We start from the raw sequence: 19,758 nt of genomic DNA, 5'->3' as shown, positions 1-19,758 counted from the left end.
ATTTCTTCGCGGATGTTGCTGACCTGGTTTTGCACGGTCTTGTGCACATAGGCGATGTTGGGCAGGTCATCCAGCGTACGCAGGCGAATGACCAGACCGAACAGCGGGCTCGCCGCGTCGAGCATCAGGTTTTCGAAGCCGCCACGCAGCTGGAACTCCGGGTCGCCGGGGTAACCTTCAACATCCGGGTCACCTGCTCGCTGCCCCTGGTCAGCCGGATAGGGTGAATCGCTACCCTCCGGCACTTCGAGCATCGCGTAAACGCTGCGTTCTGAAGCGTCATGGGCATCGACAGCGCTGTCGGGTTTTACCGGAGGCAGATCGGATGGGCCGGGCATGAAGGGTCCTTGTCTTCGAGAAAACTGAAGACATGAACACTATCGGGGAATCAATTCTCCAAGGAGTCTGGGGCTTCCCAAATGCTTGTAGGATCCTTCTCTGAATCTAGTTTCCAAACATTCCGCTGGCAGCATCCTGCTAGAGAATAGGGCCCTGAAAGAGCGGGTTTTCCGCTCCTGCAGGGATCGCACAACGCTTCCACAAGCGCGTTGCGCTCAGCCAAAGAGCCTGGCCAGGCAGGCCAGTTTCTTCTTGTATGATCGCCGCGCCTCCAGCGCCTGCTCCAGGCTCACCGCCAGGAACCTTGCCTGCTGGTTGGGCTGCATCTGGCCGATCAGGTCGAGGTCGGCGCTGATCACCGTGCCGATCATGGCGTAGCCGCCACCCGATACCGCATCACGGTGCAGGATGATCGGTTCCAGCCCCGCTGGCACCTGGATAGAACCGATCGGGTAGCAGCTGTCTACGATGTTGGACGGGTCCGAGCCGGCACCGAACGGTTGCTCCCGCGGCTGGAAACCCAAGGCGCTGCCGCCTTTGTAGCGATAGCCGATACGGTCCGCTTCGGAGCCGACTGTCCAGGCCTGCGTAAAGAAGCTTTGTGCTGCGTCTTCGGTCAGGCGATGAAAGTACAGCCCCGGCACCACCCGCACCACCACCTCGCCGCCCAGCGCCTGGCGCAGGGCCATGGGCAGGCTTGCGCCGGCGCGGGTCGTGCCGCTGGGCACACCAACCGGCAGCACGTCACCTGCCATCAGCTTGCGCCCCTGGAACCCGCCCAATGCCCCCAGCGCGTAGGTGGAGCGGCTACCGAGCACCTCAGGTACATCGATACCACCGGCCACGGCCAGGTAGGCACGGGCGCCCGCCGTGGGAAAGCCGAAGCGCAGCACCTGCCCGGCGCGCACCGCAAATGCCGTGTCGGGGCGCTGCTCGCGGCCCTCCAGCAAAGCGGGCATCTGTGCACCGCATACCGCCACCAGCGCATCCTGCTGGAACTCCAGCTCCGGCCCCACCAGCGCACACTCAAGGGCGGCTGCGCCCGCTGGGTTGCCCACCAGGTGGTTGGCCGCGCGCAGGGCGTACTGGTCGAGTGCACCGGACGGCGGAATGCCCAGGTGGTAGTAGCCTTCACGGCCCAGGTCCTGCACCGAGGTGGCCAGGCCGGGTTTGAGTACCTTGATCATGCCAGTACCTCCTGCAGCGACTTGGGGTAACCGACCGGGTCGGCAAGGAAGGCATCCAGGGAGAACTCGACCGGGCGAATACGCAAGTCGAAACGACCCTCTTCCACATCTGCCACTGCCTGGTCGTAGGCCCGGCGATCAATGGGCTTGAACTGCACGATGTCACCCGGGCGGAAAAACACCATGTGCGCCTTCAGGTAGTTCAGTGTTTGCCCAGGGTCGTAGATCGGTGCCGGGGTGACGCCGAACATCTGGTAGCCCCCCGCCCCACGCACCGAGTAGATGCAACCGAAGCAACCGCCATGGCCCAGGGTAAGCTTGGGCGTGTCAGTACGCGGGCGCAGGTATTTGGGTACCTGCAGCTGCCGCTCACGCTCGACCATCTGGAACATGAAGGGCAGGCCAGCCACGAAGCCGACCATCGACACAAACCACGGCGCACCACTGTGGGCGGCGATAAAGGCATCGACATCCGCCAGCCCGTTTATGCGCGCCGCGTACTCCAGGTCCGTGCTGGCCGGGTCTTGGTGGCGGTCACGGAAACGCATCAGGGTCTCATGGGTCCAGGGGTCGTTGTACAGCACCGGGATCTCGATGATCCGCGTCTGCAACGAACGCTCGGCCACAGCCTGGGCTTCGGCACCTTGCACCGCTTCAAGCAGCGCCTGCGGCGCGATACGGTCCGGGTCGAAGCGGATCTGGAACGAGGCATTGGCCAGGCACACGTCCAGCACACCATCAAGCGCCAGCCGCTCCACTGCGCGGGTGACGGCCATGCCCTTGAAAAAAGCTTCCAGCGACATGCTTTCGCTGACTTCGGCAAACAGGTGCTCGTCGGCGCCGAAGCTGTAGCGGATCGGGGTTGTAGCAAGCGGTTCGGCCATGACTGTTCCTTTTCTTGGAATCTTTATAGAAAGGCAGGCGAAAACAAAATGCACGGGCTCCGGCTTGTCTGTGCCGGATACCTCACAGGTTCAGCGTGGCGCACGCACCACAATACCGGCCGCGTCCAGCGCCCTGCGTGTGGCCTCGACCAGGTCGAGTGCACCCGGGGTATCGCTGTGCAGGCAGATGGAATCGAATTCGATGGCCAGGTCCTGCCCTTCGACCGTGCGCACCAGGCCTTGCTGGCATGCCCGCAACACGCGCTCGGCGACCGCCTTGGGCTCATGGCCCCGCACATTGCGGGTGAATACAATCGAGCCGCTCAGGTCGTACTCACGGTCGGCGTAGAACTCGCGAACCACCGGTTGACCAAGTGCTTGGGCAACACGGCAGATCACCGAGCCCGGCATGCAGTACAGCAGCAGCTCCGGCTCGATCACCCGCAGGTTTTCCACCAGCAGGCGGGCGGCTTCTTCGTCGCGCGCCAGGTGCATGTAAAGCGCGCCGTGGGGTTTGATGTGCTGCAGACTCACCCCCTGAGCACGGGAAATTTCACGCAGTGCGCCCAGCTGATAGAGCATGTCATCGACCAGTTCCTGGGCTGGCGCGTTGATATGCCGGCGGCCAAAGCCGACAAGGTCGCGAAAGCCCGGGTGCGCCCCCACCGCCACGCCGAGGGCCTTGGCCCGCTCGACGGTGCGGCGCATGGTGCCGGGGTCGCCGGCATGAAAGCCCGTGGCGATGTTGGCCGTGCTTATATAGCCCATCAGCTCGCTGTCGACACCGTCGCCAATAGTCCACGGACCAAATCCCTCACCCATGTCCGAGTTGAAATCCACCACCTGCATGACCGTCTCTCCTGGTGCTTGTGACTGCATGCAAGCCACGTTAGATTCTCCTTACCCCCTTGGGAAGATCTATAAACAGATGGGGAGTCTTCGGAAAATCAGATACCTCAGGAGCCCACTGTGTCATTGACCCTGCGTCAGGTCCGCTACTTCGTTGCCACCGCCGAGATCGGCCAGATTTCCCAGGCAGCCATCCACCTGAACATCTCTCAGTCGGCGGTGACTACGGCGATCAAGGAACTGGAAGCCATGCTTGGCGTGATGCTGTTCCAGCGCTCGGCCCAAGGCATGAGCCTGACCGAGGCCGGCCGCCACTTCCTGAACCGCGCCTACGTGATCCTGCGCAGTGTTGACGACGCGCTGAACAGCCCGCTGCCGAACGTGCGCGCCAGCGGCCTGCTGCGCCTGGCGGCAAGCTATACGGTGATCGGCTACTTCCTGCCACACCATCTGCAGCGTCTGGAACACTGGCACCCCGATGTGACCCTGGAGCTGTACGAGCAGGAGCGCAGCGCCATCGAGCAGGGTTTGCTGGAGGGACGTTTCGACATGGCGGTCGTGCTCACCGCCAACCTCACCCACCCCGACATTGTCTCGGAGACACTGTTCAACTCCGAGCGACGGCTGTGGCTGCCTGGCCACCATGCGCTGTGCGAGCGCTCGGCGGTAAGCCTGGCCGATGTCGCCTGTGAGCCGTTCATCCTGTTGACTGTCGATGAGGCCGAGCAAAGCGCCATGCGTTATTGGGAACTGGCCGGGCAGCGCCCGAGCGTGCGGGTGCGGACCAGTTCGGTGGAAGCCGTGCGCAGCATGGTTGCCAATGGCAGTGGTGTGGCGATCTTGTCAGATCTGGTGCACAGGCCTTGGTCGCTGGAGGGCAAGCGCATCGAGACGGTGACCATCAGCGACCCGGTCACACCCATGAGTGTAGGGCTGGCCTGGCACCGTGAGCGGGCATTCAGCCCGGCGATGCAGGCCGTGCGTAATTACTTCCATGATGCGTTCCTGGCGCCCCAGCAGTTGTCCGCCCGGCGCTGAGGGTGTACTGGCAGGGCCGGCCTCTTCGCGGGTAAACCCGCTCCCACAGTTACTGCACCGGCCTTGAGGACAGTGGCTAGCTGAATAAGCCACCGCCCCTGGTGCGACGCGGTCAATGTGGGAGCGGGTTTACCCGCGAAGAGGCCATCACAGGTTTCAGCCGAACGATCAGGCCACAATGCCGTCATAACCTGAGCCGGTGCCGACACGCAAAGAGGACGCGAAATGACCCAGCCCGACCCGTCATATGTCAAATGGCTCGAAGACCGCGCCATGCTCAAGGCTTCCCAGGCGCGCGCCAGCCTGTACTCAGGGCAGTCACGCCTGTGGCAGCAGCCCTACGCCGAAGCCCAGCCCCGCCGCGCCACCGAAATTGCCTCGGTCTGGTTGACCGTGTACCCCGACGCCATCATCGCCCCGCAAGACTGCTCCGTACTTGGCGCCCTGGCTCACGAAGCACTGTGGAAACGCCTGTCGGAGATCGGCATCCAGGGGGTGCACACTGGCCCGATCAAGCTGTCCGGCGGTATCCGTGGCCGCGAACTCACCCCCAGTGTGGACGGTAACTTCGACCGCATCAGCTTCGATATCGACCCGCTGTACGGCAGCGAACAAGAGCTGGTCCAGATGAGCCGCATGGCCGCCGCACACAACGCCGTTACCATCGACGACCTGATTCCCTCGCACACGGGCAAGGGCGCCGACTTCCGCTTGGCCGAGATGGCCCACGGGCCCTACCCGGGGCTGTACCACATGGTCGAAATCCGCGAGGAGGACTGGCCGCTGCTGCCTGAGGTGCCCGTCGGCCGCGATTCGGTCAACCTGCTGCCAGCCCAGTGCGACGAGCTCAAAGCCCGCCATTACATCGTCGGCCAGTTGCAACGGGTGATCTTCTTCGAGCCCGGTGTGAAGGAAACCGACTGGAGCGTCACGCCGCCCATCACCGGTGTCGACGGCAAAACCCGTCGCTGGGTTTACCTGCACTATTTCAAGGACGGCCAACCCTCATTGAACTGGCTAGACCCGACCTTCGCCGCCCAGCAAATGATCATTGGCGATGCCTTGCACGCCCTTGACTGCCTGGGCGCGCGCGGTCTGCGCCTGGACGCCAATGGCTTTCTGGGGGTGGAAACGCGGGCCAGCGGCACCGCCTGGTCAGAAAGCCACCCGCTGTCGATCGTCGGCAACCAGTTGATCGGCGGGATGATACGCAAGGCGGGTGGCTTCAGCTTCCAGGAACTGAACCTGACCCTGGACGACATCGCGCAGATGTCCAAAGGGGGGGCGGACCTGTCCTATGACTTCATCACCCGACCGGCCTATCAGCATGCGCTGCTGACCGGTGATACCGAGTTCCTGCGCCTGATGCTCAAGGAAATGCACGCCTTCGGCATCGACCCCGCCTCGCTGATCCATGCCCTGCAGAACCACGACGAGCTGACGGTGGAGCTGGTGCATTTCTGGACCCTGCACGCCCACGACATGTACCTGTACAAGGGCCAGACCTTGCCAGGGAGTATTTTGCGTGAGCATATCCGTGAAGAAATCTACGAACGCCTCTCGGGCGAGCACGCCCCCTACAACCTGCGCTTCGTCACCAATGGCATTGCCTGCACCACGGCCAGCCTGATCGCCGCAGCGTTGGGCATCCGCGACCTTGAGCAAATCGGTGCGGCCGAAATCGAGCTGATTCAGAAAGTGCATCTGCTGCTGGTCATGTACAACGCCATGCAGCCTGGGGTGGTCGCGCTGTCCGGCTGGGACCTGGTCGGCGCCCTGCCCTTGCCCGCCGAAGCGGTCGCGCAGCGGATGCTGGATGGCGATACCCGCTGGATTCATCGAGGCGGTTACGACCTGGCCGGGCTCGCCCCACAGGCGGAGGAGTCAGTGCGCGGAATGCCGCGGGCTCGGGCATTGTATGGCAGCCTCGACAGCCAGCTGGAACAGGGTGATTCGTTTGCCTGCAAAGTGAAGAAGCTGCTGGCCGTGCGGCAGGCCTATGGCATCGCCACCAGCCGCCAGGTGCTGGTGCCTGAGGTCAGTAGCCCGGGGTTGCTGGTCATGGTTCATGAACTGCCATCCGGGCGCGGTATCCAGATCAGCGCACTGAATTTTGGCCAGGAAGTTATTGCCGAGGAGTTGCAGTTGACCGGGTTCACGCCGGGGCCGGTCGTGGACATGATCAACGAAACGGTCGAAGGGGACCTGACCGAGGACGGGCGACTGCTGGTGAACCTGGACCCGTACGAGGCACTGTGCCTGCGAATCGTCAACAGCAGTGGACATGTGTAAACGGCGCCGGGCCAGGGCAGTGCAGCAGAGGGGCAGGTCGGTCTTGCAATTACAGCGCTACGGGCATAGCGTTCGGGAGATTTCTTTTCCGTGCCCAGGAGCAACTCCATGTACACCGGCATCGTTCAGGCCGTCCGCCCTCTGCTTGATGTGACCACCTACCCGGGCCACAACCAGTTCACGATCGACCTCACCCCGGAACTGCTCGACGAATTGAAGATCGGCGCCAGCGTCAGTGTCGAAGGCACCTGCCTGTCGGTCACCGAAATCGCGGGCACCCAAGTCAGGTTCGACGCCATGACCGCCACGCTCGAACGCACCAACCTACGCTTCTTCAAGGCGGGCCAGGGGGTCAACATTGAACGTTCGGCGAAAATGAACGCCGAAGTCGGTGGCCACCTGATGGCCGGCCATATCGCCACCACCGCCGAAATCGTCGAACTGTCGATCAAGGAAACCGGCGCCTTCATCAAGTTCCGCATGCCCCCGGAATGGGGCAAGTACGTGTTCCCACGCGGTTTCATCGGGGTCAATGGCTGCAGCCTGACCGTCGCCGATGTCGACGACAACGTCATCACCATCAACCTGATCCCGGAAACCCTGCGCCAGACCACTTTTGCCAGCTACAAGGCCGGCGATCAGCTCAATATCGAGGTCGATCACCAGACCATGGTGCTGGTTGATGTGGTAGAACGCACCATCAAAGGCACCCTGGCCCGCGAAAAACTGCTGCCCTGAGGCCTGACCATGCTGCCCAACGCCCTTCCCGCGCGCACGGCCAGGCGGCTACGCCTGCAAGTGTTGCGTGGCCGTGTCGGCCTAGGCCTGGTCGCTGGTTTGTCAGTGCTGGCTGGCATGACCGATGCCATCGGCCTGCTGGCGTTGGGCGACTTCGTGTCGTTCATGAGTGGCAATACCACACGCCTGGCCGTGGCCATCAGTGAAGCAGACCTGGCCCTGGTGGTGCGCCTGAGTGGCGCGATACTCGGCTTCGTCGCTGGCAATGCGCTGGGCGTGCTGCTGGCGCGTGGCCTGCGCCGCCGCGCCTGGCCTGTGTTGCTGATGGTCGCCGTGCTGCTGGCGTTTGCGGCCGCCTGGCCATTGGCGGCTACCTTCCCGGCATTATTGGCCGCCACGCTGGCCATGGGCATGATCAATGCCGTGGTTGAACAGGTGAACGGCCTGCCTATCGGCCTGACTTACGTCACCGGCGCCCTGTCCCGCTTCGGCCGTGGCCTGGGCCGTTGGCTGATGGGCGAACGGCGCAACGGCTGGCGGGTGCAGCTGGTGCCCTGGGCCGGCATGCTGCTGGGGGCCGCGTTGGGCGCCTGGTTGCAGCAGCGCCTGGGCCTGCAGGCACTGGCTGGCAGCTGCGCGCTGGCCTGCGTGCTGGCCCTGGTGTCGCGGTTCATACCGCGCGGCTGGCAGCGTGGCTACATGCCGCGCTGATCAATCAATGCGCGGGTGCTGCTGTGCCAGGGTCTGGCGCTTGGCTTCCAGCTCGGCGATCTGCGCATCGATGTCTTCGATCTTTTGCTCGATGTTGTCGTGGTGCTCCTGCAACAGCTCGCGCGCTTCATCAATGTCCGATGCCGCCGGTGCCGCGCCGCGCAGCGGCTTGTTGGCGGTTTCCTTCATGGTCAACCCAGTCAGCAAGCCAATAGCTGCGATCACCATCAGGTAGTAGGCCGGCATGTACAGGTCGCCCGTGCTCTCCACCAGCCAGGCAGTGAGCGTCGGGGTGAGCCCGGCGATCAGCACCGAAATGTTGAAAGCAGCCGCCAAGGCGCTGTAGCGGATGTGCGTAGGGAACATAGCCGGCAGCGTCGAGGCCATCACACCGATGAAGAAGTTCAGCAGCACGGCAATGATCAGCAGCCCGGCAAAAATCACCCCCAGCACGCCGCTGTTGATCAGCATGAACGCCGGGATGGCCAGGGCGAACAGGCCGACACTGCCCACGATAATGAACGGCCGGCGGCCGAACTTGTCGCTGAGCAGGCCGATCACAGGCTGCACGAACAGCATGCCAACCATGATCGCAATGATGATCAGCACGCCATGGTCTTCGCTGTAATGCAGGTTGTGCGACAGATAGCTCGGCATGTAGGTCAGCAGCATGTAATAGGTGACGTTGGTGGCAATCACCACGCCGATGCAGGTCACCAGGCTGCGCCAGTGCTGTGTGGCCACTTCCTTGAACGACACCTTGGGGCCGGAGGCCAGGCCTTCGCGGTCGCCCTGCTCCAGCTTGTCGACATGCTGCTGGAACGCGGGTGTTTCTTCCAGCGCATGGCGCAGGTAAAGGCCGATGATGCCCAGCGGCAAGGCCAGGAAGAACGGCAGGCGCCATCCCCATTCAAGGAACTTTTCTTCGCCCAGTATGGTGGAAATCAGCACCACCACCCCCGCGCCCAGCACAAAGCCGGCAATCGAGCCGAAGTCCAGCCAGCTACCGAGAAAACCCCGCTTGCGGTCGGGGGCGTATTCGGCCACGAAGATCGACGCGCCTGTGTACTCGCCGCCCACCGAAAAACCTTGGGCCACCTTGGCCAGCAGCAACAGGATGGGCGCCCAGATGCCGATGCTGGCATAAGACGGTATAAGGCCGATGGCAAAGGTGCTGAGCGACATGATGACGATGGTGGCGGCGAGGATTTTCTGCCGCCCGAACTTGTCGCCCAATGCGCCGAAGAACAACCCGCCCAACGGCCGGATCAGGAACGGCACCGAGAAGGTGGCCAGCGCTGCGATCATCTGCACACTGGGGTCGGCGTTGGGGAAAAACACCTTGCCCAGGGCATAAGCCACGAAGCCGTATACGCCAAAGTCGAACCACTCCATCGCATTGCCCAGCGCGGCAGCGGTGATGGCCTTCTTCATCTTGGCGTCGTCGACGATGGTGATGTCCTTCAGCCCGATTGGCTGGACGCGTTTCTTGCGAGGTTTCATACCCGTATCCCTGTCGATGAATGCTCTAAGGGATCAGATACAACGGGACACTAAATAATTCAGCGCTTACTGATTTTTTGTGCATTTGCGCCGCATCACCAACAGTGCAGACAGAAAAGCCGCTGCAGTAGCAGCGGCTTTTTCATACCGAGCCCCGGGCTTCAGATACCTTCGCGCGCCAGGTCCATGGCAAAGTAGGTCAGGATCAGGTCGGCACCGGCACGCTTGATCGCGCCGATGCTTTCACGCACCACCCGGCCTTCATCGATGGCGCCCGCGAGGCCGCCGAACTTGATCATTGCGTACTCACCACTCACCTGATACGCCGCCAACGGCAGGCGCGAGGCGGCGCGGATGTCGGCGATCACGTCAAGGTAGGCACCGGCCGGCTTGACCATCAGCACGTCCGCCCCTTCCTGTTCGTCCAGCAGCGATTCGCGCACCGCTTCGCGGCGGTTCATGGGGTTCATCTGGTAGCTCTTGCGGTCGCCCTTCAGCGCGGTGCCACCGGCTTCACGGAACGGGCCGTACAGCGACGAGGCGAACTTGGTGGAGTAGGCCATGATCGCGGTGTCATGGAACCCGGCACCATCCAGCGCGCGACGGATGGCCTGGACCTGGCCGTCCATTGCTGCCGAGGGGGCGATGAAGTCGGCACCGGCAGCGGCGGCAATGACCGCCTGCCTGCCCAGGTTGGCCAAGGTGGCATCGTTGTCCACGCCATGGTCATGCAGTACGCCGCAGTGGCCGTGGCTGGTGTATTCGCAGAAGCAGGTGTCGGACATCACCACCATTTCCGGCACGGTGTCCTTGCAGATGCGCGACATGCGCGCGACCAGGCCGTTTTCGTTCCAGGTGTCGCTGCCGGTGGCGTCCAGGTTGTGCGATACGCCAAAGGTCATCACCGACTTGATACCGGCGCGGGCATAGCGTTCGATTTCCTGGGCCAGCAGCTTCTCGGGGATGCGGTTGACCCCGGGCATGCTGGTAATCGGCACGAAGTCATCGATGCCCTCTTCGACAAAGATCGGCAGGATCAGGTCTTCCAGGCGGAATTCGGTTTCCTGGAAGATCGTGCGCAGGGACTCGTTCTGGCGCAGGCGGCGTGGACGAACGGACGGGAATTGGTTGGACATGACAGCTCCAGGGCATTTTGAACGGCGTATACCTTATGCCTGTCGCGCGTCAGTGAAAAGGCTAAATGACGAGATTGTGTCTTGCGTCAATGGCAATGGCCAGGTTTAGCCTGTGCCGGCCCCTTCGCGGGTGAACCCGCTCACGCAGAACAAACGCTGATTTACAGATTTAGCGGTGACTCTGTGGGAGCGGGCTTGTCCCGCGAACCCCGGCGCAGCCGGGGCCATGCATCGCGTCGCCCGGATGTAGCCTGACAAGATACGGGAAAAGCCTCACAAAGTTGTGAGGCGCCTGCAACGCCTCACTGCAACCAGGGCGGCGTGGGCTCCTCTGCCTTGACCACTCCATGCTCAGCCTCGTCACGCGCTGCACGGCGGCGTGCATCATCCAGCCGAGCGGCGTCGATCTCGCGCATCACCCCGGTCACGTCAGCTTCATGTTCGTCATCCTCGAACACCCCCGTCAACGGGCTGTCGGGCAGCAAATCACCGGCCTCGAACAACGCCCACATCTCCTGCGCATACCGGGTGCTTTTCAGCTCCGGGGCAAAGCGCCCGAAATAATGGGCCATGTTGTCCACATCGCGCTGCAGCATGCTGAAAGCGTGGTTGTTGGCGGCTGCATCCACCGCCTGCGGCAAGTCGATGATCACCGGCCCGTCCGGGCCGAGCAGCACGTTGAACTCGGACAGGTCGCCATGCACCAGCCCCGCACATAGCATCAGCACAATCTGGCGAATGACAAAAGCGTGGAACGTGCGCGCTTCCTCGGCTTCCAGGTGCACGTCGTTCAGGCGCGGGGCCGCGTCGCCATCGGCATCGGTCACCAGCTCCATCAACAGCACGCCGTCCTGGAAGTCGTAGGGCTTGGGCACCCTTACACCAGCACCGGCCAGGCGGAACAATGCGGCAACTTCGGCGTTCTGCCAGGCATCTTCGGCTTCTTTACGGCCGAACTTGCTGCCCTTGGCCATGGCCCGGGCCTGGCGGCTATTACGCACCTTGCGGCCTTCCTGGTATTCGGCGGCCTGGCGGAAGCTGCGCTTGTTGGCTTCTTTATAGACCTTGGCGCAGCGCACCTGGTTGCCGCAGCGCACCACGTACACGGCGGCCTCCTTGCCACTCATCAGCGGCCGCAGTACTTCGTCGACCAGGCCGTCTTCGATCAGGGGTTCGATTCTTTTGGGTGTCTTCATCAGGCTGTGTTCGGGGTCCTGGCTGTGATGGGGGACATCCTCTCACAGCCGGGTGCGACTTGCTCGTCTGTCTTCAGCCCAGGCTGATCAAACGCCCTGCCCTGCGCTGTTCATCGGCACGCCGCGCGCCCGTCGGCGCGTGACCAGCAAGCCTGAACATACCACCAGCACCGCCAGCACCATGGTCGACACCACTTCCACCCGGTGATCTGGACGCAGGAGCATCACTACCAGCACGCTGCTGATGAACACGATCACACCCCAGGTCAGCCACGGGAACAGCCACATGCGGTAACCCAGCGTCTTGCCCTGTGCGGTCAGGCGCTGGCGCAGGCGCAGCTGGGACACCGCGATGACCAGGTACACCAGCAAGGCGATGGCGCCCGAGCTGGCCATGAGGAAGCCAAATACTTTGGCCGGCACCAGGTAATTGGCGATCACTGCCAAAAACGCCGCACCGGTGGAGAGCAGCACCGCGACCACAGGCGTGCCACTGCGGCTGGTCACCTGGGCACAGGTCGGTGCATCACCGCGACAGCTCAGCGAGTACATCATGCGCGAAGCGGTATACAGCGAAGAGTTCAGGCAACTGGTGACCGAAGTCAGCACCACAAAGTCGATGATGGCCTTGGCATTCGCCACGCCCAGGGTGTCCAGCACCGTGACATAGGACCCCTCGGTCGCCAGGCGCGGGTCAGTCCAGGGGACCAGCGCGATGACGATGAATATCGACAGGATATAGAACAAGGTGATCCGCCAGATCACCGAATTGGTGGCCTTGGAAATATGCTTGCCCGCATCAGAGGATTCAGCTGCGGCAATGGTCACCACCTCGGCGCCGAGAAACGAGAACATGGTGATCAGCATGGCGCTCAGCACCGCGCCAAAGCCATTGGGCATGAAACCGCCGGTATCCCACAGGCGCGAAACACCACTGACACCGGAACCGGGCAACAGGCCAAAAATGGCGCACACACCCAGTGCAATGAACGCGACGATGGCCACCACTTTTACCAGTGCCAGCCAGAATTCGAACTCACCGTAGTTCTTCACGCTGAACAGGTTGGTGGCCGTCAGCAACAAGGTAATCACCAACGACAAGACCCAGATCTCCATCTGCGGGACCCAGGAATTGATGATGGTGGCGGCAATATTGGCTTCGATGGGAATGATCAGTACCCAGAACCACCAGTACAACCAACCGATGGTATAGCCCGCCCACTTGCCGATGGCGAGGTCGGCATAGGTAGAAAACGAACCGGTATCCGGCGAAGCAACCGCCATTTCGGCCAGCATGCGCATCACCAGCACCACCAGGCCGCCGGCCAGGATGTAGGCCAGGATGGTGGCCGGCCCCGCTTCAGCAATGGCACGACCAGAGCCGACGAACAGGCCGGCGCCGATCACACCGGCAATGGACAGCATGGTGACATGCCGTGATTTCAATCCATGACTCAAATTGTTCTTGTGGGTTTGCATGGCACTACCTTGTTGTTTTTGTCATGCCCACGCTGGGGCCGCCGGCTGCACGGTGGCCGACGCAGGCGCGAAAAAGCCCGCCCTGCCCTGAGTGCAGGGCAGTACGGGTTGAGTAAGCGGAAACCGCAGAACGTACTGCGGTATCGTCAGCTGGCCGCCCGCTGGCGGGCCGCCAGGTCCGCCTTGGGGGCATTGCCACCTGCGCGAGTGACCTGCTCACACACCTTCTCGACGATGTAGGCGCCGATCGGGATGGCTGAAGTGGCAGCCGGCGACGGTGCGTTGCACACGTTGACGCTGCGCGCGGTGTTGACGAACAGGAAATCGTCGATCAGCTTGCCATCGCGCGACACCGCCTGGGCACGCACGCCGGCCGGGTAAGGCGTGAGGTCGGCCTTGGTGATACTCGGGCAGTACTTCTGCACCTGCTTGAGATACCCGCCCTTGAACAGCGAGTTTTTCATCTCGATCAGGCCTGGGCGGAAGTTCTTCGCCAGCACCTTGAGAATGCCGGGGGTGGTCAGGGTCTGGAACAGGTCGCCGGGGCTGACATCGGTCTTGCGGTAGCCCTCGCGCTTCATCGCCAGTACGGCGTTGGGGCCAACCGTGACGGTGCCATCGATCATGCGGGTCAGGTGCACGCCCAAAAACGGCATCGACGGGTCGGGAATCGGGTAGATCAGGTGGTTGACGATCTGGTTGTGCTGTTTGGGCAGCAAGTAGTACTCGCCCCGGAACGGACAGATGACAAACTCGGTGCGCAGGCCCAGCATGCTGACCACGCGGTCGGCCATCAGGCCCGAGCACGTGACCAGGAAACGGCTACGGAACTCGTCGCGCTGAGTGCGCACGACCACTTCGCTGGCGTGCTCCTGCAGGCCGATCACCTCTGCGCCATAGCGAATCTCGCCGCCGGCACGCTGGAATTCTGCGCCCATTGCAGCGGTTACTTCGGCGTAATTGACGATGCCGCTGGACGGCACGAAGATGCCCCCCATCCCCACGATATTGGGCTCGCGTTCGCGCAGTTCGTCTGCCGACAGCCAATAGCGCTCCAGCCCGTTGGCCGCGGTACGCTCCCACAGCGCTTTCATGCGCTGCATTTCCAGCTCGTTGGTGGCCACCAGCAGCTTGCCGCACTCATCGAAGCGGATGCCGTGCTGGGTGCAGAAGGCCTTGGTGGCCTTGTTGCCTTCCAGGCAGAAGCGCGCCTTGAGGCTGCCGGGGGTGTAGTACACGCCAGCGTGAATAACGCCGCTGTTGTGACCGGTCTGGTGGCGGGCCGGGCCGGATTCCTTTTCCAGCAGGAGAATCTTCGCCTCCGGGTACACCTTGATCAGGTGCATGGCCGTGGACATGCCCACAATGCCACCGCCAATAATGATGAAATCGTACACAGCCTTACCTCACACGCAGGCATTGCCTGGCTCGCTCACCAAGGCCCACGCGGGGCCCGGTGGCATCATTTTGTGCAAAGACGCATGGGCGGGCGCCCGCCCTGCGTCCTGTCATTATTGCCCGCGCTGGTACAGCGGTTTGGGGAACGCGACGTAACCCCGCTGGCGCATCAGTTCACGGCGCAGGCCTTCGTGTGGGGTGAAGCGGTCGCGGCCATGCAGCCAGAACAGGTTGTTGATCAGCAGGAAGCTACCCACCGCCACCGGCACCGAAACCTTCTTCGCGCTGCCTTCCAGCGAATCGGACAGGGCGTTCAGCCAGATGCCTTCTTCATAGTTTTCCGGCTGCACGAACTGGTCAATGTAGCGCATGGTCGGGCGGCCTTCGCCGTCGGTGTCGAATACCGAGTGGAACACATCTTCGGCGACCTTCTTGCTCGGCGGCGCGGTCCAGCGCATTTCGCGGCGGGCCATCGGGTGGCGGAAGAATTCCTCGCATTGCTCCCAGTCGTCCAGGTGCAGCAGCAGGGAGTTACCGCCTTCCATGTTCTTTTCGTCGATCTTCAGCATCAGCACGTAATCGGTGATCTGGTTCACGAAGGTGCCGTCGTTGTGCAGTTCCATGACCCGATGCGGCTGGCGCAGGTAGCTGTCGGAGTTGTCGGAGTTGACTACCACAAAGCGGGCATAGAACTGGCCGCTCATGGCGTCGTAGTTGGAGCGGCCGATCAGGTGTGCGCAAGCGGTGGTGAACTTGACCATGTCCTCGGCCTGGCTCACGTCATCCAGGCCCACCGGGGTAATCAGCATGCCGCCGGTGGCGCGATCAAGGATGGTGTTGAGCAGCACCGGGCGCAGGGTGCCCTGGCACAGCTCGTCAAGGATTTCACCCAGCCGGAAGCGCAGGAACGACTTGTACTCCAGCGCCTGAACCGGCCACTGGGCAACGGCCTCGACGAACGCTTCGACAGTTTCCCGGGCGAAAGTCAGTTCAAGCAGGCGCGGCGACTGTTTCGAAGGGGCAATCGTGTAACCACGGGGCTCGAGCGGCAGTGGCATCACAAGTTCGTCGATCTGCGTAAAAGCGTTCATGGCAGTGTCCTGGCAAAAAAGTGGAAAGCGCCGTCCGGATGTGACCTGGATCAGTGCGGGCGAGGTAAAAGTATCGCCACTAGATGAAAATGTCTACATTTTTGTATTTGAGCGACACTTATGTTTTTTATCCACTGTTTTTCGTCGGCAGACGGTTTCGGTATGATCGCCAAAACGTTTTGAGGAACAGGATCTTGGAAGCGCTCGCCCCCCGACAAAACTCAGCATTCAGCGGGTATGAGAGGCTCAAGAAGGACATCATCCGTGGCGTGTTCAAGCCCGGCGAAAAGCTGTTGATGAGCGCCCTGAAGGAGCGCTACGACCTGGGCGTGGGCCCGCTGCGCGAAGCGTTGTCGCAACTGGTGGCAGAGCACCTGGTCAATGCCATCAGCCAGAAAGGCTACCGGGTGGCGCCCATGTCGCTGGACGAGATGAACGACATCTACGATGCCCGTGCCAACCTGGAGGCGATGATCATTGCCCTGGCCATCGAGCGCGGCGACGACACCTGGGAAGCGTCAGTGCTGGCCCACTCGCATACCCTGGCCAAGGTGGTGGAAGTGAAAACCCGCGAGCAGCGCCTGGATGTGTGGGACGAGCGGCATAAGGCGTTTCATACCGCCATTGCCTCGGGCTGCGGCTCCAAGCACCTGCTGCAGGCACGCACCTACCTGTTCGACCAGGCCGAGCGCTACCGCCACCTGTGGCTGACGCAGACGGTGTTCTCCGAACAGGCCCTGGAGCTCAAGCGCCAGGAGCATGCGGCGCTGGTCGAGGTGATTCTCGCCCGCGACGCCAAGCGCGCCAGCGCCATGATGCGCTCGCATCTGATGACGCCGGTGCCGATCATTGCGCAGATCATGCATGCCGAAGGTATCGGCGCCCGCTGAAACACCACGCCGCTTGCTTCGCGGGTGAACCCGCGAAGAGGCCAGCGCAGGTAAAAGACGCTAGATGAATTTTTCTTAAATCGCCGGTTGTCTATTCTTTGGCACAATCAAATCTCCATTAGATGCCCAGGAACCAGCATGCCTCGCGTACTGACCATCGAAGACGACGCCGTCACCGGCCAGGAAATCGTCGCCGAACTTACCAGCCACGGCCTGGAGGTGGAGTGGGCCGACAATGGCCGTGAAGGCCTGGCCAAAGCCATTGCCGGGGGCTACGACCTGATCACCCTGGACCGCATGCTCCCCGAGGTCGATGGCCTGACCATCGTCACCACCCTGCGCAGCCTCAAGATCGCCACGCCGATCCTGATGATCAGCGCCCTGTCGGACGTCGACGAACGCGTACGCGGCCTGCGTGCAGGCGGTGACGACTACCTGACCAAACCGTTTGCCTCCGACGAGATGGCCGCACGTGTCGAGGTATTGCTGCGCCGTAACAGCGTGCCCATGACCCAGACCCGCCTGCAGGTTGCGGACCTGCAACTGGACCTGATCAGCCACGAGGCGCGCCGCGGCGACAATACGCTCAACCTGCTGCCCACCGAATACAAACTGCTGGAATACCTGATGCGCCACAGCGGCCAGGTGATCACGCGGATGATGATTTTCGAAGAAGTCTGGGGCTACCACTTCGATCCCGGCACCAACCTGATCGACGTGCACATCGGCCGCCTGCGCAAGAAAATCGACGCCCCCGGCCAGTCGCCGCTGATCCGTACGGTACGGGGCTCCGGCTATGCCATTGCTGAACCCGTCTAAAGGCTGGAGCTCTTCCACCAGCCGCCTGCTGGCGCTGTACAGTTTTCTGTTCGTGGCCTGGAGCAGCATCCTCATGGGCGTGCTGTACTTCGAGGTGTCCAGCTACCTGAACAAGCTCACCCGCCATTCAATGCTGCAGCGCCAGCATCTGTTCGCACACATGAGCGGCAAGCAGCTGGACGACGCCCTGATTGCCAGCCAGGCCTTCGAAGAACGCAGCTTTGATGCCTATGGCCTGTTCGACACCCAGCTCAACCCGATTGGCGGCAGTGTGCGTACCCTGCCCCCGGAGCTCAGGCTGGACGGCAAGATCCATGAGTTGAAACGCTGCCTGGATGCCGACGACCCACACCTTCCCCGCGACAGCTGCGATGCGGTGGCGATCAAAGTGCAAGATGGCCGCTGGCTTGTACTGTTCCGCGATAACGGCTCACTGTTCGTGGTTACCCGGATCATTCTCGACGCCCTGCTCTGGGGTATCTCCTTGACGCTGATCCCAGGTTTTGCCGGCTGGTACTTGTTGCGCCGCCGGCCGCTAAAGCGTATCCGCGCGATCCAGGCCCAGGCCGAGCTGATCGTTGCCGGCGACCTGACCCACCGTCTGCCCTTGTCGGCCCGGCGCGACGAGCTGGACATGTTGGCCGCCATCGTCAACGCCATGCTCGACCGCATCGAGCGGCTGATGCATGAGGTCAAGGGTGTGTGCGACAACATTGCCCATGACCTGCGTACCCCGCTTACACGCCTGCGTGCCCAGCTGTACCGCATTCGCCAGCAGAGCGACGTCGACTCCACGCAAGCCGAGGCGCTGGACCAGGCCATCGGCGAAACCGACACCCTGATGGCGCGTTTTCGCGGGTTGCTACGCATCAGCGAACTGGAAGATCGCCAGCGCCGGGCCGGCTTCGTCCAGCTTGACCCCCATGAACTGCTGGTCGAACTGCACGACTTCTACCTGCCTTTGGCCGAGGATGGCGGCATCCACCTGGAATTGCACCAGCCCGCACAGCTGCCGGCACTGCACGGTGACCGCGAACTGCTGTTTGAGGCCCTGGCCAACCTTGTGGGCAACGGTATCAAGTTCACGCCCGAGGGTGGGCAAGTGCGCATTTGCGCAACACACGACGACACCGGTGTGCACCTGGCTATCGAGGACAGCGGGCCGGGCATCCCCGAAGAAGAGCGTACGGCCGTGCTGAAGCGGTTCTATCGCAGCGAGGAAGGTCACCGCCACGCGGGCTTCGGGCTGGGTCTGTCGATCGTTGCCGCGATCGTTGACCTTCATGGGTTTGGACTGGAGATAGGCGCCAGCGAGCTGGGTGGCGCCAGGCTGGTACTGCATTGCCCATTGATAGGGGTATCAAAGTAACGGCTGGGCGCCTCGCCCAGCAAACGCTTGAACACGGTCGCAAAGGCGCTCGGGCTGCTGTAGCCAAGCGCCATCGCGACGCGCGTGACGGGCTCACCCTTTCCAAGCCGAACCACGGCATCCAGCAAGCATGCCTGCTGGCGCCATTCGATAAAGCTGATCCCGGTGTACAAGCGAAACTGGCGTGTGAACGTGCGCCGGCTCATGCATGCCCATTGCGCCATTCCATCGATACCTGTTTGCAGCGAGGGTGCCGCCAGAAACGCCTTGCATGCCTGGGCAAGGCGCGGTTCCTCGGGGATCGGCGCATTCAGCGAAAGCGCCGGCATGTCGGCAATCTCATGCAGCAGCAAGCCCATCAAGCAGGCATGACGCCCCTGTAGGGGGTGCTGGGCAGGCACTTCGATCGCCTTCTCAAGCAGTTGCTGCACCAATGGGGAAACGGCGAAGACCTGGCAATGCCGAGGTAGGCCGACCCGCTCGGCTGCCTGCGGGCAAATGTAGGCATTGAGCATGATGACCGGGCCGCGCATCTGCATTGCATGGGCCAGTCGCGCAGGCACCCAAATGGCCCGCAACGGCGGCACAGCCCAGTTGCCCGCTTCAGTTGCCACTGTGATCACGCCGCAGGCGGCAAAGGCAAACTGCCCTCGATCGTGACGGTGTTTCGGGAAAGATTCGCCGTCGGCAAAAGCCTTCCTTGTAACCACCACTTCACACAGCGTGTTGCCGTACAGCGTGTCTTCAGCGTTTGTCATGGCCTGATTTTAATCAGATTTGACCTTCAATTGAAAGCGGGCCAAACCGCTGGCCGGCATATTAACGGAAGCGTCAAGGCG

Annotated in this window: 17 protein-coding genes and 1 pseudogene; 7 read left to right on the top strand and 11 right to left on the bottom strand. The window is 62.3% G+C overall.

The annotated features are described in order from the left end of the window. The 4 genes and pseudogenes from AC07XM_RS26090 to AC07XM_RS26075 form a co-directional block, all read right to left on the bottom strand. Nucleotides 1-338, bottom strand: a pseudogene (locus AC07XM_RS26090) (type IVB secretion system protein IcmH/DotU); the annotation flags it as partial. 216 nt (nucleotides 339-554) lie between these two features. Then, a complete protein-coding gene (locus tag AC07XM_RS26085; RefSeq protein ID WP_024717963.1) occupies nucleotides 555-1,526 on the bottom strand; it encodes a 5-oxoprolinase subunit C family protein in 972 nt (323 codons plus the stop codon). Continuing rightward, nucleotides 1,523-2,410, bottom strand: a complete 888-nt coding sequence (locus AC07XM_RS26080; protein WP_016486565.1) for a 5-oxoprolinase subunit B family protein — start codon at nucleotides 2,408-2,410, stop codon at nucleotides 1,523-1,525. The genes AC07XM_RS26085 and AC07XM_RS26080 overlap by 4 nt, the downstream gene beginning before the upstream one ends. Nucleotides 2,411-2,500: 90 nt before the next feature. Continuing rightward, nucleotides 2,501-3,259: a 5-oxoprolinase subunit PxpA gene (locus AC07XM_RS26075; protein ID WP_096426004.1), complete on the bottom strand. Its 759-nt coding sequence runs from the start codon at nucleotides 3,257-3,259 to the stop codon at nucleotides 2,501-2,503. Nucleotides 3,260-3,379: 120 nt separating this feature from the next. Between AC07XM_RS26075 and AC07XM_RS26070 the strand changes: the two genes are divergently transcribed. The 4 genes from AC07XM_RS26070 to AC07XM_RS26055 all read left to right on the top strand — a co-directional run bounded on the left by AC07XM_RS26070 (nucleotide 3,380) and on the right by AC07XM_RS26055 (nucleotide 8,038). Next, nucleotides 3,380-4,297 (top strand): LysR family transcriptional regulator, encoded by a 918-nt coding sequence (locus AC07XM_RS26070; RefSeq protein WP_023049313.1) that lies wholly within the window; start codon nucleotides 3,380-3,382, stop codon nucleotides 4,295-4,297. 225 nt (nucleotides 4,298-4,522) lie between these two features. Further along, a complete protein-coding gene (treS, locus tag AC07XM_RS26065; RefSeq protein ID WP_102689224.1) occupies nucleotides 4,523-6,589 on the top strand; it encodes a maltose alpha-D-glucosyltransferase in 2,067 nt (688 codons plus the stop codon). A gap of 108 nt (nucleotides 6,590-6,697) precedes the next feature. Next, nucleotides 6,698-7,327, top strand: a complete 630-nt coding sequence (locus AC07XM_RS26060; RefSeq protein ID WP_095115087.1) for a riboflavin synthase subunit alpha — start codon at nucleotides 6,698-6,700, stop codon at nucleotides 7,325-7,327. A gap of 9 nt (nucleotides 7,328-7,336) precedes the next feature. Beyond that, the gene (locus tag AC07XM_RS26055) at nucleotides 7,337-8,038 is read left to right on the top strand and encodes a YoaK family protein (protein ID WP_102689223.1); all 702 of its coding nucleotides are present in this window, start codon (nucleotides 7,337-7,339) and stop codon (nucleotides 8,036-8,038) included. On the opposite strand, the gene proP is transcribed toward AC07XM_RS26055, so the two are convergent. From proP to glaH, 6 genes are all read right to left on the bottom strand, one after another. Beyond that, the gene (gene proP, locus AC07XM_RS26050; protein ID WP_102689222.1) at nucleotides 8,039-9,541 is read right to left on the bottom strand and encodes a glycine betaine/L-proline transporter ProP; all 1,503 of its coding nucleotides are present in this window, start codon (nucleotides 9,539-9,541) and stop codon (nucleotides 8,039-8,041) included. Nucleotides 9,542-9,702: 161 nt separating this feature from the next. Continuing rightward, entirely contained in the window at nucleotides 9,703-10,677 is a 975-nt protein-coding gene (hemB, locus tag AC07XM_RS26045; protein WP_060516602.1) for a porphobilinogen synthase, read from the bottom strand. 302 nt (nucleotides 10,678-10,979) lie between these two features. Then, a complete protein-coding gene (locus tag AC07XM_RS26040; protein WP_095115085.1) occupies nucleotides 10,980-11,873 on the bottom strand; it encodes a PA4780 family RIO1-like protein kinase in 894 nt (297 codons plus the stop codon). Nucleotides 11,874-11,960: 87 nt separating this feature from the next. Next, nucleotides 11,961-13,352 carry a GABA permease gene (gabP, locus tag AC07XM_RS26035; RefSeq protein WP_016486556.1) on the bottom strand — a complete coding sequence of 464 codons (1,392 nt, stop codon included), beginning with the start codon at nucleotides 13,350-13,352 and terminating at the stop codon, nucleotides 11,961-11,963. Between the two features lie 146 nt (nucleotides 13,353-13,498). Then, the gene (lhgO, locus tag AC07XM_RS26030; RefSeq protein WP_016486555.1) at nucleotides 13,499-14,749 is read right to left on the bottom strand and encodes an L-2-hydroxyglutarate oxidase; all 1,251 of its coding nucleotides are present in this window, start codon (nucleotides 14,747-14,749) and stop codon (nucleotides 13,499-13,501) included. A 114-nt stretch (nucleotides 14,750-14,863) separates the two neighbouring features. Continuing rightward, nucleotides 14,864-15,841, bottom strand: a complete 978-nt coding sequence (glaH, locus tag AC07XM_RS26025; protein ID WP_023047992.1) for a glutarate dioxygenase GlaH — start codon at nucleotides 15,839-15,841, stop codon at nucleotides 14,864-14,866. Nucleotides 15,842-16,035: 194 nt separating this feature from the next. On the opposite strand from glaH, the gene csiR reads away from it, so the two are divergent. The 3 genes from csiR to AC07XM_RS26010 all read left to right on the top strand — a co-directional run bounded on the left by csiR (nucleotide 16,036) and on the right by AC07XM_RS26010 (nucleotide 18,919). Then, on the top strand, nucleotides 16,036-16,731 hold the full coding sequence (csiR, locus tag AC07XM_RS26020; protein ID WP_016486553.1) for a DNA-binding transcriptional regulator CsiR: 696 nt from the start codon (nucleotides 16,036-16,038) through the stop codon (nucleotides 16,729-16,731). Between the two features lie 138 nt (nucleotides 16,732-16,869). Beyond that, nucleotides 16,870-17,550, top strand: a complete 681-nt coding sequence (locus AC07XM_RS26015; protein WP_016486552.1) for a response regulator transcription factor — start codon at nucleotides 16,870-16,872, stop codon at nucleotides 17,548-17,550. Further along, nucleotides 17,528-18,919: a sensor histidine kinase gene (locus AC07XM_RS26010; RefSeq protein WP_070086506.1), complete on the top strand. Its 1,392-nt coding sequence runs from the start codon at nucleotides 17,528-17,530 to the stop codon at nucleotides 18,917-18,919. The genes AC07XM_RS26015 and AC07XM_RS26010 overlap by 23 nt, the downstream gene beginning before the upstream one ends. On the opposite strand, the gene AC07XM_RS26005 is transcribed toward AC07XM_RS26010, so the two are convergent. Further along, on the bottom strand, nucleotides 18,832-19,677 hold the full coding sequence (locus AC07XM_RS26005) for an AraC family transcriptional regulator (RefSeq protein ID WP_016486550.1): 846 nt from the start codon (nucleotides 19,675-19,677) through the stop codon (nucleotides 18,832-18,834). The genes AC07XM_RS26010 and AC07XM_RS26005 overlap by 88 nt on opposite strands. Nucleotides 19,678-19,758: the final 81 nt, after the last annotated feature.

This window comes from Pseudomonas sp. GW460-LB5 (assembly GCF_059423245.1).
This window is presented reverse-complemented; position numbering and strand designations above follow the sequence as displayed.